We start from the raw sequence: 24,864 nt of genomic DNA, 5'->3' as shown, positions 1-24,864 counted from the left end.
CATCATGGGGTGATCACACCGGAGCCTCGGGGCTCCCCCTGCCCGAGGAGAAAGAGCCCGCATGACCAAGCGACACGGTTATGCCCTTCTCGCCGCGGTCATCGCGGTCATAGTGATGATTTCCGCCGCCATATACGTCGGCGTGGCCGGTACCGACGACGGCGCGCAGGACTCCATCAGCGCCGGTGGGCGCTCCCCCCGCAACTCCGCCGCGCCCGCCTCGTCCGGCACCTGGGTCGGCTCCTGGTCCGCGTCCCCCGCCGGGGCCGAACCGGGCACGGGGCAGAAGGGGTTCGCCGGACGCTCGATCCGCAACGTCGTGCACACCAGCGTCGGCGGCACCAGCGCCCGCATCACCCTGTCGAACCTGTACGGCACGACGCCGCTGAGCATCACGCACGCCTCGATCGCGCTCGCCTCCGCGTCGAACAACCCGGCCGCCGCGGCGGGCACGCTGCGCCGGCTGACCTTCGACGGCAACACCTCGGTGGTGATCCCGCCGGGGCAGCAGGTGCTGAGCGACGCGGCCCGGCTGCGCGTCCCGCACGACCAGGACCTGCTCGTCACGACGTACTCGCCGACGCCGTCGGGCCCGGTCACCTACCACCCGCACGCCCGACAGATCAGTTACGTCGCCGACGGTGACCGCACCGAGGACCAGCTGGGCGACGCGTACACCGAGCAGAGCCCGTACTGGCGCTATCTGTCCGCGGTGGACGTGCTCAGCAACGAGACCAACGGCACGGTGGTCGTCTTCGGCGACTCCATCACCGACGGCATCTCCTCCACGATGGGCGCCAACCGCCGCTGGACCGACGTCCTCGCCGACCGGCTGCGCGACGAGCCGGGCGCGCCGCGCTACGGCGTCGTGAACCAGGGCATCAGCGGCAACCGCATCCTCTCCGACGGGCGCGGGAACCCCGCGGTCAACCCCAGCGGGCTGTCCCGCTTCGACCGTGACGTGCTGAACCGCACGGGCGTCAAGGCGGTCGTGATCGCGCTCGGCGTCAACGACATCCTGCGCAACCCGCACCAGAACGATCCCGACCGCATCGTCGAGGGGCTGCGGGAGCTGACGCGGCAGGCGCACACGCGCGGGCTGCGGGTCGTCGGGGCGACGCTCATGCCGTTCGGCGGGCACCGGGGGTACGAGCCCGCCCTGGAGGGCGTGCGGCAGGCCGTGAACGAGCGGATCCGCTCCGGGCGGGTCTTCGACGAGTTCGTGGACTTCGACCGGGCGTTGCGGGATCCGTACGACTTGCGGCGGCTTCGGGGGCAGTTCGACTCGGGGGATCATTTGCATCCGTCCGATGCGGGGTTCCGGCGGATGGCTGAGGCGTTCAATCTTTCTCAGCTCAAGGGGTCGGCTGCGGCCCAGCTTTGACCCTGCCGGGGGGGGCGGGGTTCTTTGTCTGCGGGGGGTGGGGGCTGGTCGCGCAGTTCCCCGCGCCCCTTTGCGTCAGACTCCGGCTCGCCCCTCGTGCACCACACGCCACCCGTGGCTCGGTTCTGCGCAGTTCCCCGCGCCCCTAAATGCCTTCCCCGCGCCGCCACCCGGGGCTCGGTCTTGCGCAGTTCCCCGCGCCCCTAAAAACCTTCCCCGCGCCCCTGCAAGCCTTCCCCGCGTCCCTGAAAGCGGTCGCCGCGGGCCTTGGGGGCGGGATTCGGGTCAGTCCAGTTCCTTGCGGCGGTTCAGGCGGTCCTGGCGGCGGGCCTCCTTTTGGCGGAGGCGTTCCATTCTGCGGATCTTGCGGTCCACGCCTACTCCGCCCATCAGGGCGAAGCCCTTGACCACCACCCGGGGGGAGCCGGGGGTGCCCTCGCCCGTGGCCTTGTCGTCGAAGCCGCCCATGATGCCGAAGCCCCTGACCGCCACGGTCATGTCCGGCGGCACGACGACCTGCATCCCGCCCATGATCGTGAAGCAGCGGATCTCGACGTGTCGCTCCGTGAACCGCGCCTCGCGCAGGTCGATCTCGCCGCCGCCCCACATGGCGAAGCCGTTGAACTGCCGGCCCACCACCCAGCCGCCCTTGCGGCTGAACCCGCTCCAGAAGGCGAAGCCAAGGGTGGAGGTCGGTTCGCCTGCCACCATCCGCTCGCTCCAGTCGATGGCGGCCGGGTCGTCGCTCACCGGGCCCTTCACCATGGAGACCTTGGCGCCGTGGCCGGGCAGGTCGCGGGTGAGCGGGGCCAGCTCCCCGTACGTACGGGCCTTGTACGTCGCGTCGAGGCGTTCCTCGAACTCCGACATGTCGAGGCGGCCCTCGGCCAGCGCGTCACGCAGTTGTTCGGCGACCCGCTCGCGGTCGGCGTCCGAGGCCCGCAGGTCGGGGAGTTCGTCACTCATACCGGCAGCCTACGAGGTCGGCTTCTCCGCGTACATCTTCGCGATGACCGCCTCGATGTCGGGCTCCCTGACCGAGAGGTCGGCCAGCGGGTAGCGGGCCGCGACCCGCGCGACGAGCGGAGCCGCCGAGTCCGCGGCCGGGAATGCGAGCCACTGGCGCGGCCCCTCCACCTTCACCACCCGCGCCGACTCGATCTCGATGGGCGGGAGTTCACGTTCCAGGTCGACGACGAGGGTGCGCTCGCTCTCGCCCACCTCGTGCAGGCCCGCCAGCGGCCCGTCGTACATCAGCCGCCCGTGGTCGATGACCATCACCCGCTCGCAGAGCTGCTCGATGTCGGTCAGGTCGTGCGTGGTGAGCAGGACCGTCGTGCCGGACTCCGCGTTCAGGTCGCGCAGGAACCCGCGCACCTTCGCCTTGCTGATCACGTCGAGGCCGATCGTCGGCTCGTCCAGGTAGAGCACCTCCGGGTCGTGCAGGAGCGCCGCCGCGATGTCGCCGCGCATCCGCTGGCCGAGCGAGAGCTGACGGACCGGCACGTCCAACAGGGCGCCGAGTCCGAGGAGTTCGACGCACCGGTCGAGGTTCTCGGTGTACCGGGCGTCGGGGATGCGGTACATCCGGTGCATCAGGCGGTACGAGTCGATCAGCGGCAGGTCCCACCAGAGCGTGGTGCGCTGGCCGAAGACGACGCCGATGCGCCGGGCGAGGCGGCCGCGCTCGCGGGCGGGGTCGATGCCGGCGACCCGCAGCCGGCCGCCGCTGGGCGTGAGGATGCCCGTCAGCATCTTGATCGTCGTCGACTTGCCCGCGCCGTTGGGCCCGATGTAGCCGACCATCTCCCCGCGCGGCACGGTGAAGGAGATCCCGTCGACGGCCCGCACCTGGTGCCGCTCGCGCCGCAGGAAGCCGGTCTTCCTGCGGACGTCGAAGACCTTCTCCACGCCGTCGAGTTCGATGAGGGGGGTGTCGTCCACGACTGTTCAGCTCCCGGTGCTGCGGTACGAGCGGAGGCCGGCGCGCCAGGCGAGTCCGGCGAGGGCGAGACATCCCGCGGCCACCGGCGGCGGCGCGAACGCCACCCAGACCGGCAGATCGAGCGGGTAGGGCCGGCCCAGCACGTACAGCGCGGGCAGCCAGTTGACGAAGGCGAGCGGCAGGACGAAGGTGACGCCGCGCACCAGGTCCTTGGCGAAGACGGTCGGCGGATACTGCAACAGGGTGGTGCCGCCGTACGTGAAGGCGTTCTGCACCTCCGCCGCGTCCTGCGCCACGAACTGGAAGGCGCCGCCCAGCACGAACACGGCCGCGAAGATCGCGGTGCCGCACAGCAGCATCATCGGCACCATCAGGACCTTCAGCACGGTCCAGTCGACGTCCAGGACCACGAGCGCGTACGTGAGGACCGCCGCGCCCTGGGTGAGGCGGCCGACCCGGTGCAGCCCGAAGCGGTCGGCGGCGACCTGGGCGATGACCGGGGCGGGCCGCACCAGGAGCGTGTCGAGCGTGCCGTCGCGCACCCGTCGGCCCAGCCGGTCCATGGACCCCATGCTGAGGTCGGCGAGCCCGAACGCGGTGCACGAGACGCCGTACAGGAAGGCGATCTCGGACAGGCCGTAGCCGCCGAGCCGGTCGACCTGGGAGAACATCAGCAGGATCGCCACGAAGTCGAACGCGGTCACCGCGAAGTTGCCGAACGCGGTCAGCGCGAAGGAGACCCGGTAGGCCATGAGGGAGCGGATCCACATGGCGGAGATCAGCCGGTAGGCGCGCAGCCCCTCGCGCACCTGTCGCAGGTCAGCCACCCTGTACCACCACCCGGCGGGTGGCCGCGGCCTGCACCAGACGACCGGCCGCGAGCAGCGCCGCCGCCCAGCCGACCTGGAAGGCGTACGTGCGCAGCAGTCCCGTACCGGTGGTGCTGCCGAGGAACACGTCGGCGGGCCGCTGCAGCAGCGCCGACCAGGGCAGCGCGCGGGCGATGTCGCCGAGCGCGCCGGGGAAGACGTTCAGCGGCAGCAGCATCCCGGAGAAGAAGGTGCCCGCGAGCATCGAGACCTGCAGGGTGCCCGCCCCGTCCATCAGCCAGAACGCGGAGAGCGCCACCAGATAGCGGATCGCGAAGCCGACCAGCGCGCCGAGCCCGACGGCCAGCAGGAACGCCAGCCAGCGCAGCACGTCCGACGGCGCGGCCAGATCGAAGACGAGGGCGCCGAAGGCCATCGGCACCGCACCGCGCCCGAGCAGCTGGAAGGCGCCGCGGCCCAGGTCGGCCGCCAGCCACCACAGCTGCAGGTCGGCGGGCCGGTACAGGTCGACGGCGACGTCCCCGGTGCGGATCCGCTCGATCAGCTCGCCCTCGAAGCCGCCGCCCATCAGCGCCATCGCCGTGAGCAGGCCCTGGCCGAGCCAGACGTAGGTGAGCGCCTGGGACTGGTCGTAGCCGCCGAGCCCCGGACGCTCGTCCCACAGGGCCACATAGGTGTAGGCGAGAATGAGTCCGAAGACGGAGTTGGTGAAGACGCCGGCGGCGGTCGCGACCCGATACGTGGAGTAGCGGCGGAAGCCTCCCCCGGCGACGGCCGCGTACAAACGGAACCGTCCTGCGCGCACGTGCATCCCTTTCACCGGGGGCTTCGTCCCGAACCGGGCCAAAGCGCTGGAGCCTAGTGCGATCGGCGGCGCCCGTGCCACGCATTTTCGGCACGGGGGCGCGTGCCTGGTCACGAACGTCTGTGACTGGGTGTGCAATGGGTGGGCACGGGGGGCCATGGGGCGCCATGGGGTGTACGAGGCGTACTGGACGTACGAAGCAGACCGGGAGTTCCGCACAACATGAGCGACGAGCCGCAGCAGCAGAGTCCTGCCGGGCGCCAGGGCTGGGCGCCCAGGGAGCCGCAGGACACGCCCGCCGGGGCGCCGCCGGACGCACCCGGGGGCACGGCGGCCGCCGACGACGGCGGTGCCGGTGGCAAGGGCGGCAACGGCGACGGGGCCGGTCACAGCGCGGAGGGCGCCGACGGCGCCGAGCCCGGCGACGGCAAGGGCAAGGGCAAGAAGCCGAAGCGGCCCAAGCGCAAGGGCTGGCGGCGGATCTTCCCGACCTGGCGCATGGTCCTCGGCGGTTTCATCCTGCTGATCCTGCTGGTCGTGGGCGCCTTCATGGCGGGCTACATGCTGGTCGACATCCCGCCGGCCAACAAGCTGGCCACCAAGCAGAGCAACGTCTACCTCTACTCCGACGGCTCCCAGATCGCCCGCGACGGCGAGGTCAACCGCGAGAAGGTGCCGCTCAAGCAGATCCCGCTCACCGTGCAGCACGCCGTGCTCGCCGCCGAGGACCGCGACTTCTACGGCGAGTCCGCGGTCGACCCGAAGGCGATGGTCCGCGCGGCCTGGAACACCGTCACCGGCAAGGGCAAGCAGTCCGGCTCCACCATCACCCAGCAGTACGTGAAGAACTACTACCTGGGCCAGGAGCAGACGGTCAGCCGCAAGGTGAAGGAGTTCTTCATCTCCATCAAGCTGGACCGCGAGGTGAGCAAGGACGACATCCTGGAGGGCTACCTCAACACCAGCTACTTCGGCCGCAACGCGTACGGCATCCAGGCCGCCGCGCAGGCCTACTTCGGCGAGAACGTCCAGGACCTCTCCACCGCCGAGGGCGCCTACCTCGCCACCCTCCTCAACTCCCCCAACGCCTACGACGTCGCCACCCACCCGGAGAACAAGCCGCGCGCGGCGGGCCGCTGGAACTACGTCCTGGACGGCATGGTCAAGGAGGGCTGGCTCTCCCGGGGCGAGCGGACGAAGGCGAAGTTCCCCAAGCCCGACGCGGCCAAGGGCGCGGCGGGCCTCTCCGGCCAGCGCGGCTATGTCGTCAAGGCCGTCGAGGACTACCTCACCGGCAACGACATCATCGACGAGGACACCCTCGCCAAGGGCGGCTACCGCATCACCACGACCCTGCAGAAGGACCGCCAGGACGCCTTCAAGAAGGCCGTCGACGAGCAGGTGATGGACAAGGTCGACAAGGACGCCCGCAAGGTCGACCGCAACGTCCGCGCGGGCGGCGCCTCCATCGACCCGGCGACCGGCAAGGTCGTCGCGATGTACGGCGGCATCGACTACACCAAGCAGTACGTCAACAACGCCACGCGCCGCGACTACCAGGTCGGCTCCACGTTCAAGCCGTTCGTCTTCACCTCCGCCGTGCAGAACGGCTCGGTCACCCAGGACGGCCGCCCGATCACCCCGAACACCATCTACGACGGCACCAACAAGCGCCCCGTGCAGGGCTGGAGCGGCGGCTCGTACGCCCCCGAGAACGAGGACAACGTCGACTACGGCGACATCAGCGTCCGCACCGCCACCGACAAGTCGGTGAACTCGGTGTACGCGCAGATGGCCGTCGACGTCGGCTCCGACAAGGTCAAGGACACCGCGATCGACCTCGGCGTCCCGGAGAGCACCCCCGACCTCAACGCCTCCCCCTCGATCGCGCTCGGCCCCTCCACCGCGAGCGTCCTCGACATGACCGAGGCGTACGCGACGCTGGCCAACCACGGCAAGCACGGCACGTACACCCTCGTCGAGAAGATCACCCGGGACGGCAGGGAGATCGAGCTGCCGGAGCCGAAGACCGAGCAGGCGGTGACGCGCGAGGCCGCCGACACCACCACCTCGATCCTGCAGAGCGTCGTCCAGGGCGGCACCGGCACGGCGGCGCAGGGCGCGGGCCGTCCCGCCGCGGGCAAGACCGGCACCGCCGAGAACGACACGGCGGCCTGGTTCGCCGGCTACACCCCCGAGCTCGCGACGGTGGTCTCGGTGATGGGCCAGAACCCGGAGACCGGGGCCCACACCCCGCTGTACGGGGCGCTCGGCGAGCAGCGCATCAACGGCGGCGCCTACCCGGCGCGCGTCTGGGCGCAGTTCACCAAGGCCGCCCTGGAGGGCAAGCCGGTCAAGGACTTCGACCTGGAGCTGGAGCAGGGCTCCGACGAGCCGCTGCCGCCGACCGACCCGGGCACGGGCGACACCGGCGAGCCGGAGACCGGCGGCACCACGGACGGCGGCACCGACACCGGCGGCGGCCCGGACACCGGCGGCACCACGACGACCGGCGGCCCCGACACCGGGGGCACCACCGACGGCGGCCAGCAGAACGGCGGCCAGGACGGCGGCCGGACGGGCGGCCAGACAGGCGGCCCCGACGGCGGCACGAACAACGGCGGCCCCACCACGGACGGCGGCACCGTCGACGGCGGCCCGACCGACGGAGGCGTCCAGGGCGGCCCCACGGACGGCGGCACCGACACCGGGGGCTCCCCCGACGGCGGCACGGACGACGGGGGCGCGCTGGGCGGCATCACGGACGGGTAGGCGGGGCCGGGCGGGCGGGGTCGGGCGGCCTGACCCCGTGATCCGGACGCCTGACCCCGTGATCCGGACGCCTGACCCCGTGATCCGGGCAGCGGCACCAGCCCGTACTAGTGCCCGGACGTCGCCTTCAGGCCGACCACGGCGACCAGCAGCAGACAGACGAAGAAGATCCGCGCGGCGGTGACCGGCTCACCCAGGATCACCATGCCGAGCACCGCCGCGCCGGCCGCGCCGATGCCGACCCACACCCCGTACGCCGTACCGATGGGCAGCGTCTTGGCGGCCTGCGACAGCAGCATCATGCTCGCGACGATGCCCATGCCCGTGAACACGCTGGGCCACAGCCGCGTGAAACCGTCCGTGTACTTCATCCCGATCGACCAGCCCACTTCGAGCAGGCCGGCGACGATCAGCAGAACCCAGGCCATGACGGCACCTCCGACGAGTGATACGCGAGAACGCGTTACCTGATGGGGTGCGTCGTCTTTGCGGAGAACCCGGTACGGCGCGTCTCGTCGGGGTCCTTCCACGGTAGCAAAACCCGTGCGAAGGGGCCGGTGACGCCGGTCACCGGCCCCTCACAGGTCCCTCGCCCGCGGGCGGCTACAGATAGAGACCCGTCGAGTCCTCCGAGCCCTCGAACCGGTCGGCGGCCACCGCGTGCAGATCGCGCTCGCGCATCAGTACGTAGGCCACGCCCCGCACCTCGACCTCGGCGCGGTCCTCCGGGTCGTACAGGACCCGGTCACCGGGCTCGACCGTCCGGACGTTCTGCCCGACCGCGACCACCTCGGCCCAGGCCAGCCGCTTACCCACGGCAGCGGTGGCGGGGATGAGGATGCCGCCGCCGGAGCGCCGCTCACCCTCGCTGGTGTCCTGCCGCACGAGCACGCGGTCGTGCAGCATGCGGATGGGCAGCTTGTCGTCGTGGGGGTTCTTCTCGCTCACGCCCCAGAACCTACCTGCCCCGGCCGCCGCCGTGGTCTCCCGGGTCGGCGCTCACCCGACGGCCTCAGTCGGCGCGCCGCCGCGAGCTCACCACGAGGAGCCCCACGAGCCCCACCGCCACCAGGGCGACCGGCACGATCCGCTCGATGCGCGGCGCGCCGTCCTCCCTGACCAGCTGGCCCCGCAGGTCCGAGACGACGCGGTTCGCACCGACGTACGCCCGTCCGAGCGTGTGGTCCACGCCGGCGGCGACCTTCGCCTTCGCGTCGCCGACGATCGTCTTCGGGTGGACACGCACCCCGATCTCGTCGAGGGTCTCGGCCAACTGGTCGCGCCGGCGCTTGATGTCCGCCTCGATCTGCGCAGGGGTCCTGGCATCCGACACCGCGCTGCCTCCGTCGTCGTAGCTGAGAATCTGAACCGGTCACTCCGTGAATCCTTACCCCACAGTCTGTCAGCTTCGCGCGCACCGCACCCCACGGCACCCCTATTACGCTCGACTCCGTCATCACACCCCCGACGCAGCACCCCTACGAGGAGACCGCGCATGAGCGAGCGACTGCAGCCCGGCGACACCGCCCCCGCCTTCACCCTGCCCGACGCCGACGGCAAGGACGTCTCGCTGGCCGACCACAAGGGCCGCAAGGTCATCGTCTACTTCTACCCGGCCGCCCTCACCCCCGGCTGCACCAAGCAGGCCTGCGACTTCACCGACAACCTCGACGCGCTCGCCGCCGCCGGCTACGACGTCATCGGCGTCTCACCGGACAAGCCGGAGAAGCTCGCGAAGTTCCGCGAGCAGGAGAACCTCAAGGTCACGCTGGTCGGCGACCCGTCCAAGGAGACCCTCGCGGCGTACGGCGCCTTCGGCGAGAAGAAGCTCTACGGCAAGACGGTGACCGGCGTGATCCGCTCGACCGTCGTCGTCGACGAGCAGGGCAAGGTCGAGCACGCGTTCTACAACGTGAAGGCGACGGGGCACGTGGCGAAGATCATCAGGGACCTCGGCGTCTGAGCGGCCGCTCACCGGCCTCCGCCGAACTGTGACGAAGCCCCCCTCACGGGGGGCTTCCGTTTGCATCGGCCATCTTCGAGCAAGTGATCCCCCGGGGAACTTGTACGAAGAATGAAAGGAACCACTCCATGGCGGCCAACGAAGAGATCGCGGCCGATGCCGAGGCGGTGAAGCGGCACCGGAATCTCTTCCGGGCCGTGAAACGACGCAAGAACCCGCCCCTGCGCCGGACCGACATCACGGTCACCGACGAGGCCGCCGTCAAGCGGGCGGTCAAAGCCGCCTCGCTCGGCAACGCCATGGAATGGTTCGACTTCGGCATCTACAGCTATCTGGCCGTCACCATCGGCCACGTCTTCTTCCCGTCCGGGAACGACACGGTCCAGCTGGTCTCGTCCTTCGCCACCTTCGCGGTCTCCTTCCTGGTGCGCCCCATCGGCGGCATGGTCTTCGGCCCGATGGGTGACAAGATCGGCCGCAAGAAGGTCCTCGCGCTGACCATGATCATGATGGCGATCGGCACGCTCGCCATCGGCCTGATCCCGTCCTACGCCACCATCGGCTTCTGGGCACCGGTCCTGCTGATCTCCTTCCGCCTGGTGCAGGGCTTCTCGACCGGCGGCGAGTACGGCGGCGCGTCGACCTTCATCGCCGAGTACGCCCCCGACAAGCGCCGCGGCTTCTTCGGCAGCTTCCTGGAGATGGGCACCCTCGCCGGGTACACCGGCGCGGCGGGCCTGGTCCTCATCCTCAACTCCGCCCTCGGCTCGGACACGATGGACTCCTGGGGCTGGCGCATCCCGTTCCTCGTGGCCGGTCCGCTCGGCCTGGTCGGCCTCTACCTGCGGCTCAAGCTGGACGAGACCCCGGCGTTCCAGAAGATGGAGGACGCGACCTACCACTCGGCCAGCGAGGGCGCCTCCGCCGTGGAGACCACCGCCAAGGGCGACCTCGCGAAGATCTTCCGCGACCACTGGCCGACGCTGATCCTGTGCATCGCCCTGGTCGGCGCGTACAACATCACCGACTACATGCTCCTGTCGTACATGCCGACGTACCTCTCCGACGAGCTCGGCTACGACGACTCGCACGGCCTGCTCATCCTCATCGGCACGATGATCGTCCTGATGCTGATCATCACCCGGGTCGGCAAGCTCTCCGACCGCTTCGGCCGCAAGCCGCTCCTGATGACGGGCATGGTCAGCTTCCTGGTCCTCTCCATCCCCGCCTTCCTCCTGATCAAGCAGGGCAGCCTGGTCGCGGTCTCGGCCGGCATGCTGCTGCTCGGCCTCTCGCTGCTCTGCCTGCTCGGCACGATGTCGGCGACGCTCCCGGCCCTGTTCCCCACGTCGGTCCGCTACGGCTCCCTCTCCGTCGGCTACAACCTCTCCGCCTCCCTCTTCGGCGGCACGGCTCCGCTGGTCATCACGTCGCTGATCAGCGTGACGGGGACGGACATGATCCCGGCGTACTACTCGATGGCGGCGGCGGTCGTCGGCGTCATCGCGGTGGCATGCATGAAGGAGACGGCACAGCAGCCGCTGACGGGTTCGCCGCCGTCGGTGGAGACGAAGGAGGAAGCAGCAGAACTGGTCGAGTCCCAGACCCCGTCCCCACGGTTCTGACCCTCGCCCGACCTCTGTCGCAGCGGCCCGTCCCTCACGCGTGGGGCGGGCCGCTGCGACATCCGGACATCGCGCGGCATCCCCCGGCCGACCCCGGCCGTCCGCCCGGTACGATGGCTGGCGGCTGGCGGCGGTGGCGCAGTGGCGACGCAGCAGACTTAGGATCTGTGGCCCTTGACCGGGCTTGAGGGTTCGAATCCCTTCCGCCGCACCAAAATGGCCTGCGAACCCAGGATCTGAGCGCAGGCCATTTCCATGCGCCTCTCAGCCCAGCAACTCCCGCACCACCGGCACCAACCCCCGGAACGCCTTTCCGCGATGGCTGATCGCGTTCTTTTCCGCTGACGTCAGTTCCGCGCACGTGCGGGTCTCGCCGTCCGGCTGGAGGATCGGGTCGTAGCCGAAGCCGCCCGTGCCCGCGGGGGTGTGGCGCAGGGTGCCGCGGAGGTGGCCCTCCACCACCCGTTCCGTGCCGTCGGGCAGGGCAAGGGCCGCCGCGCAAGCGAAGTGGGCGCGGCGGTGTTCCGGTGCGTCGATGTCGCCGAGCTGGGCCAGGAGCAGGTCCAGGTTGGCCTGGTCGTCGCCGTGGCGGCCGGCCCAGCGGGCGGAGAAGATGCCGGGTGCGCCGCCGAGGACGTCGACGCAGAGGCCGGAGTCGTCGGCGACGGCGGGCAGGCCGGTGGCCCGGGCGAGGGCGTGGGCCTTGAGGAGGGCGTTCTCGGCGAAGGTGACGCCCGTTTCCCTGACGTCGGGAATCTCGGGATAGGCGTCCGCGCCGACGAGTTCGTGGTCGAGGCCTGCGTCGGCGAGGATCGCCCGGAGTTCCGTGATCTTGCCGGCGTTGCGGGTGGCGAGGATGAGGCGGGTCATTCCCCCAGTATCGCCGCCCCCCAAAGGTCTCCTTACGGCGTGCAGACCTTCGTCAGTTCGCCCGCCGCGTCCGTGACGGGGCCGACGTCCGGGGTCGCGTCGCCGTTCCTGATGGCGGTGCGGACGTTGCCGACGGCCTGGTCGAGGTGGTCGACCGCCTTGTTCACGTCCGTGTCGTCGGTCTTCTCGTCGATCTTGTCGAGGTTCTTGCCGATGTCGTCGAGCGCCCGGTCCGCCGCGGCGGGGTCGTCGCCGGCGTTCTCCACGGCCTGCTGGAGGTCGGTGACGCTGTCGGCGATGGTGTCCGCGGTCTGGACGCAGTCCAGGGCCTTGGAGACGGCGTCGCAGCCGGCGAGGCCCACGCCGGCCGGAATGACGATCAGTGCCGTGGCGACGGCGGTGGCGATACGACGGTGTCGCGCGGCCATGGTTCGGTCCCTCCCCGGGTACGTACGGACGCGCGGTTCTGCCCGTGCGCCCGTACTCGTAATAACGTCCCCCGGGGGGTGGGTGGTTGCTTCCGGGGCGGCGTGACCTACGTCGCCCGCGGGGCGGCCGCCGCGGGCGCTACCGCGTCGCTTCGAGCGCCGCCCGCTGGAACGCGGCGAGCTCCTCGCAGCCGCCGACCGCGAGGTCGAGGAGCGCGTTGAGCTCCTTGCGGGCGAAGGGCTCGGCCTCGGCGGTGCCCTGGACCTCGACGAAGCGGCCGTCGCCGGTGCAGACGACGTTCATGTCGGTGTCGGCGCGCACGTCCTCCTCGTAGCAGAGGTCGAGGAGCGGGACGCCGTCGACGATGCCGACGGAGACGGCGCTGACGGTGCCGGTGAGCGGCTTGCGGCCGTGCTTGACGAGCTTCTTGCCCTGGGCCCAGGCGACGGCGTCGGCGAGCGCGACGTAGGCGCCGGTGATGGCGGCGGTGCGGGTGCCGCCGTCGGCCTGGAGGACGTCGCAGTCGAGGACGATGGTGTTCTCGCCGAGCGCCTTGTAGTCGATGACGGCGCGCAGGGAGCGGCCGATGAGGCGGGAGATCTCGTGGGTGCGGCCGCCGATCTTGCCGCGCACGGATTCGCGGTCGCCGCGGGTGTTGGTGGAGCGGGGCAGCATCGAGTACTCGGCGGTGACCCAGCCTTCGCCGCTGCCCTTGCGCCAGCGCGGCACGCCTTCGGTGACGGAGGCGGTGCAGAAGACCTTGGTGTCGCCGAAGGAGATGAGGACGGAGCCCTCCGCGTGCTTGCTCCAGCCGCGTTCGATGGCGATGGGGCGGAGCTGTTCGGGGGTGCGGCCGTCGATGCGGGGGGTGTCGATGCCGGGAGTGGAAGACATGCGTCGAGCCTAGCGGGAGGCGGGGGCGGGCTCGTCCGGTGCGGGCGGGGCCGTCCCTCGTACTCGTACGGCCTCGCTCGTACGACCGAGGGGCACGGCCGAGGGGCCCGTCCCGGCGTGCGGGAGGGCCCCTCAGGGGTGAGTCCTGGGACTCCGGGAACTCAGGGAGTTCCGGGCACTCACATCATGTCTTCGATGTCCGCCGCGATCGGGTCGGCGTCCGTGCCGATGACGACCTGGACGGCCGTGCCCATCTTGACGACGCCGTGCGCGCCGGCGGCCTTCAGCGCGGCGTCGTCGACCAGGGCGGGGTCCTTGACCTCGGTACGGAGGCGGGTGATGCAGCCCTCGACCTCTTCGATGTTGTCGATGCCGCCGAGCCCGGCAACGATCTTCTCAGCCTTGCTGGCCATGTGTTTCTCCCTGTGTTTCTCGCGGCCGGGGGACCGCTTTGCCACGGTAACGCACGGTTGGACCATCTTCGCGGGCGGTTACGGCAGTCGTGCCCAATGATGACGGTCAAGGTGCCGGCCCCGGCCGGGCGCCGCTCCCACACGTACCGCAACTGGTCTACACCAGTTTTCAACGACCGCCAAACCTGGCTTGTTCCGGGAGGGACGCCGATGAGTTCCCCAGCCGCCGCGGTGCCGCAGAAGAAGTGGTGGAACGGGCTTTTCCAGGGCCTGCAGAAGATGGGCCGGAGCCTGCAGCTGCCCATCGCCGTGCTGCCCGCGGCGGGCATCCTGAACCGTCTCGGGCAGCCCGACGTGTTCGGCGACGACGGTCTCGGGTGGACGAACGTGGCCAAGGTCTTCGCGGCAGCGGGCGGTTCGCTGCTCGACTCCACGCTCGGCCTGCCGCTGCTGTTCTGCATCGGCGTCGCCATCGGCATGGCGAAGAAGTCGGACGGTTCCACGGCGCTGGCGGCGGTCGCGGGGTTCCTCGTCTACTACGCGGTGCTGCGCGCCTTTCCCGACGACTGTCCGGTCGACACCACGTTCGGCGGCGCGGGGATGTGGGGCGGGGTCTGCGTGGCGGAGGACGGGACGGTCGCGCAGGCGCCGTACCAGAATCCGGGGGTGTTCGGCGGCATCGTGATGGGGCTGCTCGCGGCCTGGTTCTGGCAGCGCTACCACCGCGTGAAGCTGGTCGACTGGCTCGGCTTCTTCAACGGGCGCCGGCTCGTGCCGATCATCATGGCCTTCGTGGGGCTGGTCTTCGCGGGGCTCTGCGTGTGGATCTGGCCGCCCATCGGCGACGCGCTGACCAGCTTCTCCAAGTGGCTCGTCGACCTCGGCTGGCTGGGCTCGGGCATCTTCGGCGTCGCCAACCGCGCGCTGCTCACGGTCGGCCTGCACCAGTTCCTGAACACCTTCGTGTGGTTCCAGTTCGGCGACTACACCAAGCCGGACGGCACGATGGTGCACGGTGACATCAACCGGTTCCTGGCGGGTGACCCGACGGCGGGCCAGTTCACCTCCGGCTTCTTCCCGATCATGATGTTCGCGCTGCCCGCGGCGGCGCTCGCGATCACGCACTGCGCGCGTCCGGAGCGCCGCAAGGTGGTCGGCGGCCTGATGCTCTCGGTCGGTCTGACGTCGTTCGTCACGGGCATCACCGAGCCGATCGAGTACTCGTTCCTCTTCATCGCGCCGGCGCTGTACGCGATTCACGCGGTGCTGACCGGTGTGTCGATGGCGGTGACGTGGGCGCTGGGCGTGAAGGACGGGTTCAGCTTCTCCGCGGGGCTGATCGACTACGTCATCAACTGGAGCCTGGCGACCAAGCCATGGCTGATCATTCCGATCGGGCTGTGCTTCGGCGTCGTGTACTACGCGCTGTTCCGCTTCGTCATCATCAAGTTCGATCTGCATACGCCGGGACGTGAACCGGAGGAGGAATCGGAGGCGTTGGACAAGGAACAGACGAAGGCGTAACTTCCGCTCGCGGCGGGTTCCGCGTCTCCGCTCACCGGCCGCAGACAGGCCCTCGGACCATGAGTCCGGGGGCCTTTGGTCTGCCATGTCGGGATATGGCGGACCCCACAGGAATCGCGGGTTCCTTACGTCACCTTCACCGTGCTACAACAGGTCTACACCACTTATTGGTGTAGACCACGCGGCCTTCTCGCCGCGTCCCCCAAAGACGCCGCCGTCTTCCACTTCCCTGTCCCCAGGCGGCGCCTTGCCCACTGGAGGAAGTTGTGCCCACGGCCAATGCCGCCCCCGCGGCCGAGAAGAAAAAGGGCGCCGGCGTGATGGCTGTCATGCAGCGCATCGGCCGCAGCCTCATGCTGCCGGTCGCCGTGCTGCCCGCCGGAGCGCTCCTGGTCCGTCTGGGCCACGACGACATGCTCGGCAAGGCGTCCATGCCGGAGTTCATCAGGAAGATCGCCGAGTTCATGGCCGCCGGTGGTGGCGCGATCATGGACAACATGGCGCTGCTGTTCGCCGTGGGCATCGCCATCGGCTTCGCGAAGAAGTCGGACGGCTCGACCGCCCTGGCGGCCGTCACCGGCTACCTGGTCTTCAAGAACGTCCTCGGCACCTTCACCGACGGCAGCCTGCCGAAGGAAGCCAAGGTCGTCGACGGCAAGATGGTCATGGCCGAGAAGGCCGTCGACGCGGGCGTCCTCGGCGGTGTCGTCATGGGCATCGTCGTCGCCCTGATCTACCAGCGCTTCTACCGCACGAAGCTGCCCGACTGGGCCGGCTTCTTCGGCGGCCGCCGCCTGGTCCCGATCCTGTCGGCCTTCGCGGGCCTGTTCATCGGCATCCTCTTCGGCTACATCTGGCCCGTCCTCGGCACCGGCCTGCACAACTTCGGTGAGTGGCTGGTCGGTTCGGGCGCCGTGGGCGCCGGCATCTTCGGTGTCGCCAACCGCGCGCTGATCCCGGTCGGCATGCACCACCTGCTGAACTCCTTCCCCTGGTTCCAGGCCGGTGACTACGAGGGCAAGCACGGCGACATCGCCCGCTTCCTGGAGGGCGACCCGTCCGCGGGCCAGTTCATGACCGGCTTCTTCCCGATCATGATGTTCGCCCTGCCGGCCGCCTGCCTCGCGATCACGCACTGCGCCCGTCCCGAGCGCCGCAAGGTCGTCGGCGGCATGATGTTCTCGCTCGCCGCCACCGCGTTCGTCACCGGTGTGACCGAGCCGATCGAGTTCACCTTCATGTTCATCGCGCCGGTCCTGTACGCGATCCACGCGGTGCTCACCGGTGTCTCCATGGCGCTGACCTGGGCGCTCGGCATGAAGGACGGCTTCGGCTTCTCCGCGGGCTTCGTCGACTACGCCATCAACTTCGGCATCGCGAAGAACCCGCTGGGCCTGGCCCTGGTCGGCCTCTGCTTCGCGGCGCTGTACTACGTGGTCTTCCGCTTCGCGATCACCAAGTTCAACCTGCCGACGCCGGGCCGCGAGTCCGACGAGGAGCTCGCCGAGCTCCAGAAGGCCGAGGGCAAGTAGCCTCCGCCGCATTCCGGTGACGTAAGCCCCTCGCCATGGGTACCAATGGCGGGGGGCTTCGTCGTGCCCGGCGGCATACGGTCGAGACATGAGCGACGAGCACGGCCACCGGCCCACCCCCCGCATCCTCGACCTCGACCGCGAGCACCTCGCCGCCCTGCGCGGCCGCGCCCTGACCGCCTCGGTCGCCGCCGCCGAGGGCCGCACCATGGTCGCCGAGGTCTTCGCCGACCGCGCCGCCCTGATCCCGATGCCGGGCATGCCGGGCGTGCACAACGCCGAGCTCGTCGCGGCCTTCGGCGCCGACATCGTCGTACTGAACCTGATCGAGCGCGCCTGGGACGGCGAGCGGCTCGACCTGCCGGGCCTCGGCACGTTCACCTCGATCGCCGACCTCGCCGCGTACATCGGCCGCCCGGTCGGCATCAACCTGGAGCCCGGCGACGTCCCCGAGATCCGCCGCGCCAGGCCGGAGTACGCCAAGCGCCTGATCGACATGGGCGCGGCGCTGCTCTGCCTCACCGCCAACCCGGGCACGGGCGGGTCGTACGAGGGGCTGGCCCGGGTCACCGAGGAGCTGCGCGCCGGCCTCGGTGACGACGTGGCGCTGTGGAGCGGCAAGATGCACCACGCCGGGCATCCGGAGCGGCTCACGGTGGGCCGACTGACGTCCCTGGTGGAGGCGGGCGCCGACGGGGTGGTCCTCCCCCTGCCGGGCACGCTGCCGGGCGTCACCCGGGAGCTGGCGGCCGAGGCGGTGGCGGCGGTGCAGGAGGCGGGCGCGGTGGCGATGGGCGCGATCGGCACCAGCCAGGAGGGCAGCCACGCGAATGTCGTGCCCCAACTCGCCCTGACGGCCAAGGAGGTGGGCATCGACGCCCACCACTTCGGGGACTCGTTCCTGCCGGGGATGTGCGACCCGGAGGTGATGTACGACTACTCGGTGGCGATCCGCGGCCGCCGCCACACGTGGAACCGGATGGCGCTGGGCGGCCGCGGCTTCCGGCGGGACTGACCGCTCCGGCCCCGCGCCTCGTACACGGTCAGATCTCGTACGAGGCCCCGGGCGCCGCCAGCTCGGTCGGGCCGTCGTACACGGCGCGGGCGTCGGCGAGGTTGACCTGGGGGTCCGTCCACGGCGGGATGTGGGTGAGCAGCATCCTTCCCGCACCGGCGCGCCGGGCGGACTCGCCCGCCTCGCGGCCGTTCAGGTGCAGGTCGGGGATGTTCTCCTTGCCGTGCGTGAAGGCCGCCTCGCAGAGGAAGAGGTCGGTGCCCCCGGCGAGTTCGTCCAGGGCCGCGGTGGGGCCGGTGTCCCCGGAGTACGTGAGGGACTTGCCGCCGTGCTCGACGCGGATGGCGTACGCCTCGACGGGGTGGCACATCTTCTCGGTGCGCACGGCGAACGGGCCGATGTCGAACGAGGCGGGCTTGACCGTGTGGAAGTCGAATACCTCGCTCATCGAGGAGGCGGAGGGCGTGTCGGCGTACGCGGTGGTCAGCCGCTGCTCGGTGCCTTCGGGGCCGTAGACCGGGATGGGGGCGCAGCGGCCGCCCTCGTGCCGGTAGTAGCGGGCGACGAAGTACGCGCACATGTCGATGCAGTGATCGGCGTGCAGATGGCTGAGGAAGACCGCGTCCAGGTCGTACAGGCCGATGTGGCGCTGCAGCTCGCCGAGGGCGCCGTTGCCCATGTCGAGCAGCAACCGGAAGCCGTCGGCCTCGACGAGGTAGCTCGAGCAGGCCGATTCCGCGGACGGAAACGACCCCGAGCAGCCGACGACGGTGAGCTTCATGTAGCTGGAACCTCCGCGCTGACAGGAGAGCTGAGGGGTGGTGTGCGGTCCGTCGAGCGTAAGGCGCAAAAGGCCTGGTCGCTCCTCCGTCGCGGGCCGTTGTGGGGGAACTCACCTGCGCTGTCACCGGTTCGGGGGTCTCTCGGGGCGCCCGGGGCGCGGTGGGCGGCACGGGGCGTGCGCCGGTACGGTCGTCCTCATGGACACGTCCTGGTGGCTCGCGCTGGCGGCCGTGGTGGTGCTCGCGCTCGTCGTCACGCTGGTGGACGGCTGGGGGCGCGGCCCCCGTGTGTCCAGCTCACGGCCGCCGGGCAGGACCCGGCCGCCGCGGGGCCCCCGGCGGCGGGGGCGGCTGCCGGCGCCGCGGCCCGCGGAGATCTGGTGGGCGCGGGTGCCGTACGAGGACGGCCCCGGCGGCAAGGACCGTCCCTGTCTGGTGCTTTCGGTACGGGGGCGGAGCGCGCGGGTCGCGAAGATCACGAGCAAGTACCACGACGAACGGGCGGGCGTGATCACGCTGCCGCCCGGGGCGGTGGGGGATGCGCGGGGCCGCGCGAGCTTCCTGGAGACGGACGAGCTGCGGGAGGTCCCGCTGGACGACTTCAGGCGTCGGGCGGGGGTGGTGGATCCGGTGGTGTGGGATCAAGTGCGGTACCTGGCGGGCTGAGACGGCCCAATCGCCGGCTCCGCCGAGCTCGTCCTCAAACGCCGGACAGGCTGGAACCCCGTTTGCCCGGGCCGGCACCTTGGCTCGGCTAGATCACCGGCTCCGCCAGGCTCGTCCTCAAACGCCGGACAGGCTGAAATCCGTTCGCTTCGGCCGACACTTTGGCTCGGCTAGATCACCGGCTCCGCCAGGCTCGTCCTCAAACGCCGGACAGGCTGAAATCCGTTCGCTTCGGCCGACACTTTGGCTCGGCTAGATCACCGGCTCCGCCGAGCTCGTCCTCAAGCGCCGGACGGGCTGAAATCCGTTTGCCTGGGCCGGCGCCTCAGCTCGGTCAATCGCTGGCTCCGCCTAGCTCGTCCTCAAACGCCGGACGGGCTGAAAATGTCTCCGCTCGGCTGACTTCTCAGTCGGCGGAGCAGCGGTATCTCGGACGCGGCAGAGTTGCAGCGCGTCCGAGGCGGGGATGCGACCCGGCCGGCGCGGCCGTCTCAGCCCGTCCGGCGCTTGAGGACGAGCTCGGCGCAGCCGGCGATCCGCCCCAGCGCCCCGTCACGCCCCCCAAGCCCGTCCGGCGTTTGAGGACGAGCCTGGCGGAGCCGGCGATTTGACCGAGCTGATGTCCCGGCCAGGGCAGCGGGATTTCAGCCCGTCCGGCGCTTGAGGACGAGCTCGGCGGAGCCGGCGATTTGCCCCAGCCCCGTCGCCCCTCCCCCAAGCCCGTCCGGCGTTTGAGGACGAGCTCGGCGCAGCCGGCGATGGACCGTTCCCCGGGGCGGCGAGCCCTACGCCCAGAGTTGGCCCTGCAACGTTTCGATCGCCGCCTCCGTCGTCTCCGCCGTGTAGACGCCCGTCGACAGGTACTTCCAGCCGCCGTCGGCCACGACGAAGACGATGTCGGCCTGCTCGCCGGCCTTCACCGCCTTCCTGCCCACCCCGATCGCCGCGTGCAGCGCCGCCCCCGTGGAGATGCCCGCGAAGATCCCCTCCTGCTGGAGGAGTTCGCGGGTGCGGGTCACCGCGTCGGCCGAGCCGACCGAGAAGCGGGTGGTCAGCACCGACGCGTCGTACAGCTCGGGGACGAACCCCTCGTCGAGGTTGCGCAGGCCGTACACGAGGTCGTCGTAGCGCGGCTCCGCCGCGACGATCTTGATGTCCGGTTTCTGCTCGCGCAGGTAGCGGCCGACACCCATGAGCGTGCCCGTCGTGCCGAGGCCCGCCACGAAGTGGGTGATGGAGGGGAGGTCGGTGAGGATCTCCGGGCCCGTCGTGGCGTAGTGGGCGCCCGCGTTGTCCGGGTTGCCGTACTGGTAGAGCATCACCCAGTCGGGGTGCTCGGCGGACAGCTCCTTGGCGACGCGGACAGCCGTGTTGGAGCCGCCCGCCGCCGGCGAGGAGATGATCTCGGCGCCCCACATGGCGAGCAGGTCGCGCCGCTCCTGGGAGGTGTTCTCCGGCATCACGCACACGATGCGGTAGCCCTTGAGTTTGGCCGCCATGGCGAGCGAGATGCCGGTGTTGCCGGAGGTCGGCTCCAGGATCGTGCAGCCGGGCGTCAACCGGCCGTCCTTCTCGGCCTGTTCGACCATGTGGAGGGCGGGCCGGTCCTTGATGGAGCCGGTCGGGTTGCGGTCCTCCAGCTTGGCCCAGACGCGGACCTCGTCCGAGGGCGAGAGCCGCGGCAGGCGGACGAGCGGCGTGTTGCCGACCGCGGCGAGCGGGGAGTCGTAGCGAGGCATCCGGGATCGGGCCTAGACCATGCCGCCGGCGACGGCCGGCAGGATCGTGACGCTGTCGCCGTCGGCGAGCTTCGTGGAGATGCCGTCGAGGAAGCGGACGTCCTCGTCGTTCAGGTACACGTTCACGAAGCGGCGCAGCTTGCCGCCGTCCACGATGCGCTCGGCGATGCCGTTGTGGCGCGAGTCGAGGTCGGTGAAGAGTTCGGCGAGGGTGTCCCCGCTGCCCTGGACGGCCTTCTCGCCGTCGGTGTAGGTGCGGAGGATGGTCGGGATGCGGACCTCGATGGCCATGCTGGGGCTCCTGTCGTGGGTCGAGAAGTGCGGGAAGTGCGAGAAGTGCGAGAAGTACGGGTGGCGGGCTCGCTCGGCGCTGTGCCGGCGGTGGTGCGGTGCCCGGTGGTACGTGGACGTACGGAGTGCGGCGGCGCCGCGCCCACGGCCGTGCGGCGGCGCGGTTCAGCGGGAACAGATCGCGCTGGCGAGGCGGCACAGGTCGACGTGCAGCCGCGCAACGAGCAGTGCGCCCGGCGTCTTTTCGCTCACGTCGTGGGGAACCATGCGGTCATCGTATCGATTCCCGGTCCGGATCCCGGAGTGTGATCTCAGCTGGTGGACGGAATCCGTTCAGGATGCGGGCGGCGGCAGATGGACGACCGTCGGGGCGCCGGTCACCGGGTGGGTGCTGACCTCGGCGGTCACCCCGTACACGGTGGCGAGCAGCTCGGCGGTGAGGACCTCTTTGGGCGCCCCGGAGGCGACGAGCCGGCCGCCGTCGAGGACGTACAGGCGGTCGCAGTAGTACGCGGCGAGGTTCAGGTCGTGCAGGGCCAGGAGGTTCGTCGTGCCCAGGCCCCGTACGAAGGAGAGGATCTCCAGCTGGTAGCGGATGTCCAGGTGGTTGGTGGGCTCGTCGAGGACGACCAGGGTCGGCTCCTGGACCAGGGCGCGGGCCACCAGCGCGCGCTGCCGCTCGCCGCCGGAGAGCGAGGGGAAGGCTCGGTCGGCGAGCTCCTCGACGCCGACCCGGGCGAGCGCCGCCGCGACGAGCGCGTCGTCGGCCGCCGTGTCCGCCTCCCAGAACCGTTTGTGCGGGGAGCGGCCCATCGCGACGACCTGCCGGACGGTCAGCTCGAAGGCGGCCTGCCCGTCCTGCGGGACGGTGGCGAGGCGGCGGGCGCGTGCCTTCGCGGACAGCGCGTGCAGGTCGTCGCCGTCGAGGAGGGCGCGGCCCGCGGTGGGGCGCAGCGTGCCGTACACGCAGCGCAGCAGGGTGGTCTTGCCGCTGCCGTTGGGTCCGACGACGCCGACGGTCTCGCCGGGGTCGGCGGTGAGGTCGACGGCGTCCACGAGGAGACGTCCTTCCACCTCGTACGAGAGCGCTTCGGTGCGCAGGGCGCCGGCCGGCCGGGGCGGGTGGGTCATACCGCCACTCCTTCGGTGCGCCGCCGCAGCAGCCACAGGAAGAACGGGCCGCCGGTCAGCGCGGTGAGCACCCCGACGGGGATGTCCTGCGGGGCGGCGACGGTGCGCGCGGCGAGGTCGGCGGCGACGAGGAAGACCGCGCCCATCAGCGCCACGACCGGGAGCAGGGCGCGGTGGGATGCGCCGACCAGCATGCGGGCGGCGTGCGGCACCATCAGGCCGATGAAGCCGATGGCCCCGCTGTAGGCGACCAGGACGCCGGTGAGCAGCGAGACGAGGACGAAGACGCCGGCGCGGAAGCGGGCCGCGTCCAGGCCGAGGACGGTGGCGCCCTCCTCGCCGGCGAGGAGCAGGTCCAGGGGACGGGCCAGGGCCATCAGGAGGGCCGTGCCGATGAGCAGGGACGCGCAGGGCAGGGCGAGCATGTCCCAGCGGGCGCTGCCGAGTCCGCCGAGCGTCCAGTACAGGACTTCCTTGAGGTGGTCGGCGCTGTCCGCGGTGACCAGGATGAGGCTGGTCAGCGCGGTGAGGATGTACGAGACGGCGACGCCCGCGAGGATCAGCCGGCCGGTGGCGAAACCGCCGCCGCTCCTGGCCAGTGAGTAGACGAGGACCAGGGAGATCAGGGCGCCCGCGAAGGACGCGGCCGGGATGGTGACGGGGGTCGACAGGGCGGCGCCGAGGCCGAAGACGCCGCCGAGCACGATCGCGGAGACCGCGCCGACGGAGGCGCCGGAGGAGACGCCGAGCAGGAACGGGTCGGCGAGGGGGTTGCGGACGAGGGCCTGCAGGACGGTGCCGATGACGGCGAGTCCCGCGCCGACGGCTGCGCCGAGCAGGACCCTGGGGAGGCGGACGTCCAGCACGATGGTGCGGAAGGGGGAGGGCTCCGCCCGGCCCGTGAGGATCTCCAGCACCTGATCCGGGGGGATCCGGACCGAGCCCAGGGCCAACCCGGCGAGTATCGCTGCCGCGAGGGCCGCGGTGAGCCCCGTCAGGGTGAGGAGGCGGCGCCCCCGTGCGTCCCGTCGATCGCCCTTCGGGCTCGTCCTCAAACGCCGGACGGGCTGAAAGATCCGCCCCACGGGCTGGATGACCCTCACAGCTGCGCCGCCAGCTTCCTCACCGCCTGCGGTGCTCGTACGCCGGTGACCACGTCCGACAGCCGCAGCACCGCGAAGCTCTTGTTCTTGACGGCCGGGACGTCCCGTAGGACCGGGTCCTCCAGGAGGCGCTTCTTCTTCTGGGCGACCGTCGTGGCGCCGTAGTCGAGGATCAGGATGGTCTCGGGCCTACGCTCGACCACCTTCTCCCAGGAGGCGTCGGTGAAGGACTTGTCGACGTCGGCGAAGACGTTGCGGCCGCCGGCCCGTTCGATGATGTCGTTGCCGATGCCGCGGCCGCCCGCGGTGAACGCGGTCTTGTCGCCGCTGTCGTAGACGAAGACGGAGTGCCGCTTCTTGCCCCGGGACTTCGCCGCGGTGGCGGCCAGTTCGCGGCGGGCGCCCGCGACCCACCGCTCGGCGCGGTCACGCACCCCGAAGGTGGCGCCGACCTCGCGGACCTCGCGGTAGACGTCGTCCATGGCGACGGGCTTCTTCGCGCAGCCCTCGACGTTCAGACGCGTCTTGATGCCCGACTTCGCGAGCGCGGGGCGGCCGCGCCCGTCGCCCGCGAGGAAGGCGCTCGGGTAACCGCCGTACACGAAGTCGGGGTTGGCGGCGAGCAGCTTCTCGTACGAGGGGTACTCCTCGGCGAGCACGGGGCGTGACGCGTACGCCTTCTCGTACTTCGGCAGGACCTTGTCGTCGAGGTAGGCGGTGCCCGCGATGTGGTCGGCGAGGCCGAGTTCCAGCATCACCTCGGTGGTGTGCTGGTTCATGGTGACCGCGCGCTTCGGAGGTGCGTCGTACGTCGTCGTCACACCGCAGTTGGTGACGGTGTACGGGAATCCGGCGGCCTTCGCGGCGGGCTTCGCGTCACTCCCGGAACCGGAGGACGAGCACGCGGCGAGCGGGACGAGCAGGGTGGCCGCGGCGAGTGCGCGTATGCCGGGGTGGCGGTGGCGTCGGGACATGGCTGAGCTGCCTCCTCCAGGGGATTTCCGCGTCCCCTGTGTTGCGTGGAGAAGGGCGGCAGGTCAGTTCCTGACTCCCCCGGCCCCGGCGGTGCTTGCCGGGTGGGACGGGGTCACAGTGGCGGGACCGTGCCGGGTTCGCACCGGCTTCCTGGGTCCTGCCGCCCTCATGAGTAA

The 24,864-nt window shown here is 70.7% G+C and carries 26 protein-coding genes, 1 tRNA gene and 2 riboswitches; of the genes, 9 read left to right on the top strand and 18 right to left on the bottom strand.

All coding sequences use genetic code 11. The features are described 5' to 3' along the window. Positions 1-61: 61 nt before the first annotated feature. Positions 62-1,384: an SGNH/GDSL hydrolase family protein gene (locus tag ACZ6CV_RS22940; protein ID WP_469252587.1), complete on the top strand. Its 1,323-nt coding sequence runs from the start codon at positions 62-64 to the stop codon at positions 1,382-1,384. A gap of 285 nt (positions 1,385-1,669) precedes the next feature. Here ACZ6CV_RS22940 and ACZ6CV_RS22935 read toward each other — a convergent pair whose 3' ends face one another. The 4 genes from ACZ6CV_RS22935 to ACZ6CV_RS22920 are packed head-to-tail and all read right to left on the bottom strand — an operon-like array spanning position 1,670 to position 4,970. Then, entirely contained in the window at positions 1,670-2,350 is a 681-nt protein-coding gene (locus ACZ6CV_RS22935) for a DUF1707 SHOCT-like domain-containing protein (RefSeq protein WP_469252586.1), read from the bottom strand. Between the two features lie 9 nt (positions 2,351-2,359). Further along, the gene (locus ACZ6CV_RS22930; protein WP_469252585.1) at positions 2,360-3,328 is read right to left on the bottom strand and encodes an ABC transporter ATP-binding protein; all 969 of its coding nucleotides are present in this window, start codon (positions 3,326-3,328) and stop codon (positions 2,360-2,362) included. A gap of 6 nt (positions 3,329-3,334) precedes the next feature. Next, a complete protein-coding gene (locus tag ACZ6CV_RS22925) occupies positions 3,335-4,156 on the bottom strand; it encodes an ABC transporter permease (protein WP_362368657.1) in 822 nt (273 codons plus the stop codon). After that, positions 4,149-4,970: an ABC transporter permease gene (locus ACZ6CV_RS22920; protein WP_469252584.1), complete on the bottom strand. Its 822-nt coding sequence runs from the start codon at positions 4,968-4,970 to the stop codon at positions 4,149-4,151. The genes ACZ6CV_RS22925 and ACZ6CV_RS22920 overlap by 8 nt, the downstream gene beginning before the upstream one ends. A gap of 216 nt (positions 4,971-5,186) precedes the next feature. Between ACZ6CV_RS22920 and ACZ6CV_RS22915 the strand changes: the two genes are divergently transcribed. Then, on the top strand, positions 5,187-7,736 hold the full coding sequence (locus ACZ6CV_RS22915) for a transglycosylase domain-containing protein (protein ID WP_469252583.1): 2,550 nt from the start codon (positions 5,187-5,189) through the stop codon (positions 7,734-7,736). A 107-nt stretch (positions 7,737-7,843) separates the two neighbouring features. On the opposite strand, the gene ACZ6CV_RS22910 is transcribed toward ACZ6CV_RS22915, so the two are convergent. From ACZ6CV_RS22910 to ACZ6CV_RS22900, 3 genes are all read right to left on the bottom strand, one after another. Then, positions 7,844-8,164 carry a DMT family transporter gene (locus ACZ6CV_RS22910; RefSeq protein WP_362368654.1) on the bottom strand — a complete coding sequence of 107 codons (321 nt, stop codon included), beginning with the start codon at positions 8,162-8,164 and terminating at the stop codon, positions 7,844-7,846. A 46-nt stretch (positions 8,165-8,210) separates the two neighbouring features. Further along, positions 8,211-8,277: riboswitch (guanidine-III (ykkC-III) riboswitch) on the bottom strand. Positions 8,278-8,339: 62 nt separating this feature from the next. Beyond that, the gene (locus ACZ6CV_RS22905; RefSeq protein ID WP_355816967.1) at positions 8,340-8,684 is read right to left on the bottom strand and encodes a GroES family chaperonin; all 345 of its coding nucleotides are present in this window, start codon (positions 8,682-8,684) and stop codon (positions 8,340-8,342) included. 64 nt (positions 8,685-8,748) lie between these two features. Then, complete coding sequence (locus ACZ6CV_RS22900) at positions 8,749-9,069, bottom strand: DUF3618 domain-containing protein (protein ID WP_469252582.1); 321 nt, start codon at positions 9,067-9,069, stop codon at positions 8,749-8,751. 162 nt (positions 9,070-9,231) lie between these two features. Here ACZ6CV_RS22900 and bcp point away from each other — a divergent pair, with 162 nt between their 5' ends. The 3 genes from bcp (at position 9,232) to ACZ6CV_RS22885 (ending at position 11,538) form a co-directional block, all read left to right on the top strand. After that, positions 9,232-9,699, top strand: a complete 468-nt coding sequence (gene bcp / locus ACZ6CV_RS22895; RefSeq protein WP_384253751.1) for a thioredoxin-dependent thiol peroxidase — start codon at positions 9,232-9,234, stop codon at positions 9,697-9,699. A gap of 128 nt (positions 9,700-9,827) precedes the next feature. Then, positions 9,828-11,324: a glycine betaine/L-proline transporter ProP gene (gene proP, locus ACZ6CV_RS22890; protein WP_469252581.1), complete on the top strand. Its 1,497-nt coding sequence runs from the start codon at positions 9,828-9,830 to the stop codon at positions 11,322-11,324. Between the two features lie 127 nt (positions 11,325-11,451). Next, positions 11,452-11,538 (top strand) — tRNA-Leu (locus ACZ6CV_RS22885). Positions 11,539-11,588: 50 nt separating this feature from the next. Here the strand turns inward: ACZ6CV_RS22885 and rdgB are convergent. The 4 genes from rdgB to ACZ6CV_RS22865 form a co-directional block, all read right to left on the bottom strand. Further along, positions 11,589-12,194 (bottom strand): RdgB/HAM1 family non-canonical purine NTP pyrophosphatase, encoded by a 606-nt coding sequence (rdgB, locus tag ACZ6CV_RS22880; RefSeq protein ID WP_469252580.1) that lies wholly within the window; start codon positions 12,192-12,194, stop codon positions 11,589-11,591. 32 nt (positions 12,195-12,226) lie between these two features. Further along, complete coding sequence (locus ACZ6CV_RS22875; RefSeq protein ID WP_362368636.1) at positions 12,227-12,622, bottom strand: hypothetical protein; 396 nt, start codon at positions 12,620-12,622, stop codon at positions 12,227-12,229. 139 nt (positions 12,623-12,761) lie between these two features. Then, complete coding sequence (rph, locus tag ACZ6CV_RS22870) at positions 12,762-13,517, bottom strand: ribonuclease PH (RefSeq protein ID WP_355816956.1); 756 nt, start codon at positions 13,515-13,517, stop codon at positions 12,762-12,764. A gap of 179 nt (positions 13,518-13,696) precedes the next feature. After that, the gene (locus tag ACZ6CV_RS22865) at positions 13,697-13,996 is read right to left on the bottom strand and encodes a PTS sugar transporter subunit IIB (protein ID WP_362368633.1); all 300 of its coding nucleotides are present in this window, start codon (positions 13,994-13,996) and stop codon (positions 13,697-13,699) included. Between the two features lie 144 nt (positions 13,997-14,140). Between ACZ6CV_RS22865 and ACZ6CV_RS22860 the strand changes: the two genes are divergently transcribed. The 3 genes from ACZ6CV_RS22860 to ACZ6CV_RS22850 all read left to right on the top strand — a co-directional run bounded on the left by ACZ6CV_RS22860 (position 14,141) and on the right by ACZ6CV_RS22850 (position 18,001). After that, positions 14,141-15,454 carry a PTS transporter subunit EIIC gene (locus tag ACZ6CV_RS22860; RefSeq protein WP_358705579.1) on the top strand — a complete coding sequence of 438 codons (1,314 nt, stop codon included), beginning with the start codon at positions 14,141-14,143 and terminating at the stop codon, positions 15,452-15,454. Between the two features lie 266 nt (positions 15,455-15,720). After that, the gene (locus ACZ6CV_RS22855) at positions 15,721-16,986 is read left to right on the top strand and encodes a PTS transporter subunit EIIC (protein ID WP_469252579.1); all 1,266 of its coding nucleotides are present in this window, start codon (positions 15,721-15,723) and stop codon (positions 16,984-16,986) included. An 88-nt stretch (positions 16,987-17,074) separates the two neighbouring features. Continuing rightward, positions 17,075-18,001, top strand: a complete 927-nt coding sequence (locus ACZ6CV_RS22850) for a DUF7916 family protein (RefSeq protein WP_469252578.1) — start codon at positions 17,075-17,077, stop codon at positions 17,999-18,001. 28 nt (positions 18,002-18,029) lie between these two features. On the opposite strand, the gene ACZ6CV_RS22845 is transcribed toward ACZ6CV_RS22850, so the two are convergent. Beyond that, positions 18,030-18,782 (bottom strand): MBL fold metallo-hydrolase, encoded by a 753-nt coding sequence (locus ACZ6CV_RS22845; protein ID WP_469252577.1) that lies wholly within the window; start codon positions 18,780-18,782, stop codon positions 18,030-18,032. 199 nt (positions 18,783-18,981) lie between these two features. Here ACZ6CV_RS22845 and ACZ6CV_RS22840 point away from each other — a divergent pair, with 199 nt between their 5' ends. Further along, on the top strand, positions 18,982-19,449 hold the full coding sequence (locus ACZ6CV_RS22840) for a type II toxin-antitoxin system PemK/MazF family toxin (RefSeq protein WP_355816940.1): 468 nt from the start codon (positions 18,982-18,984) through the stop codon (positions 19,447-19,449). 785 nt (positions 19,450-20,234) lie between these two features. Here ACZ6CV_RS22840 and ACZ6CV_RS22835 read toward each other — a convergent pair. From ACZ6CV_RS22835 to ACZ6CV_RS22810, 6 genes are all read right to left on the bottom strand, one after another. Continuing rightward, positions 20,235-21,188, bottom strand: coding sequence for a PLP-dependent cysteine synthase family protein (locus ACZ6CV_RS22835; protein ID WP_469252576.1), 954 nt, complete (start codon positions 21,186-21,188; stop codon positions 20,235-20,237). Between the two features lie 12 nt (positions 21,189-21,200). Next, positions 21,201-21,479 carry a MoaD/ThiS family protein gene (locus tag ACZ6CV_RS22830; protein ID WP_469252575.1) on the bottom strand — a complete coding sequence of 93 codons (279 nt, stop codon included), beginning with the start codon at positions 21,477-21,479 and terminating at the stop codon, positions 21,201-21,203. A gap of 165 nt (positions 21,480-21,644) precedes the next feature. Next, entirely contained in the window at positions 21,645-21,746 is a 102-nt protein-coding gene (locus tag ACZ6CV_RS22825) for a putative leader peptide (RefSeq protein ID WP_355816933.1), read from the bottom strand. Positions 21,747-21,812: 66 nt separating this feature from the next. Further along, the gene (locus tag ACZ6CV_RS22820; RefSeq protein ID WP_469252574.1) at positions 21,813-22,610 is read right to left on the bottom strand and encodes an ABC transporter ATP-binding protein; all 798 of its coding nucleotides are present in this window, start codon (positions 22,608-22,610) and stop codon (positions 21,813-21,815) included. Further along, positions 22,607-23,608: a FecCD family ABC transporter permease gene (locus ACZ6CV_RS22815; RefSeq protein WP_469252744.1), complete on the bottom strand. Its 1,002-nt coding sequence runs from the start codon at positions 23,606-23,608 to the stop codon at positions 22,607-22,609. The genes ACZ6CV_RS22820 and ACZ6CV_RS22815 overlap by 4 nt, the downstream gene beginning before the upstream one ends. A 101-nt stretch (positions 23,609-23,709) precedes the next feature. Beyond that, positions 23,710-24,687, bottom strand: coding sequence for an ABC transporter substrate-binding protein (locus ACZ6CV_RS22810; RefSeq protein ID WP_469252573.1), 978 nt, complete (start codon positions 24,685-24,687; stop codon positions 23,710-23,712). Between the two features lie 44 nt (positions 24,688-24,731). Further along, positions 24,732-24,864: riboswitch (cobalamin riboswitch) on the bottom strand.

Source organism: Streptomyces sp. NPDC041713, assembly GCF_055591085.1.
The sequence above is the reverse complement of the archived record's forward strand: the minus strand, read 5'-3'. Positions and strand labels throughout refer to the sequence as shown.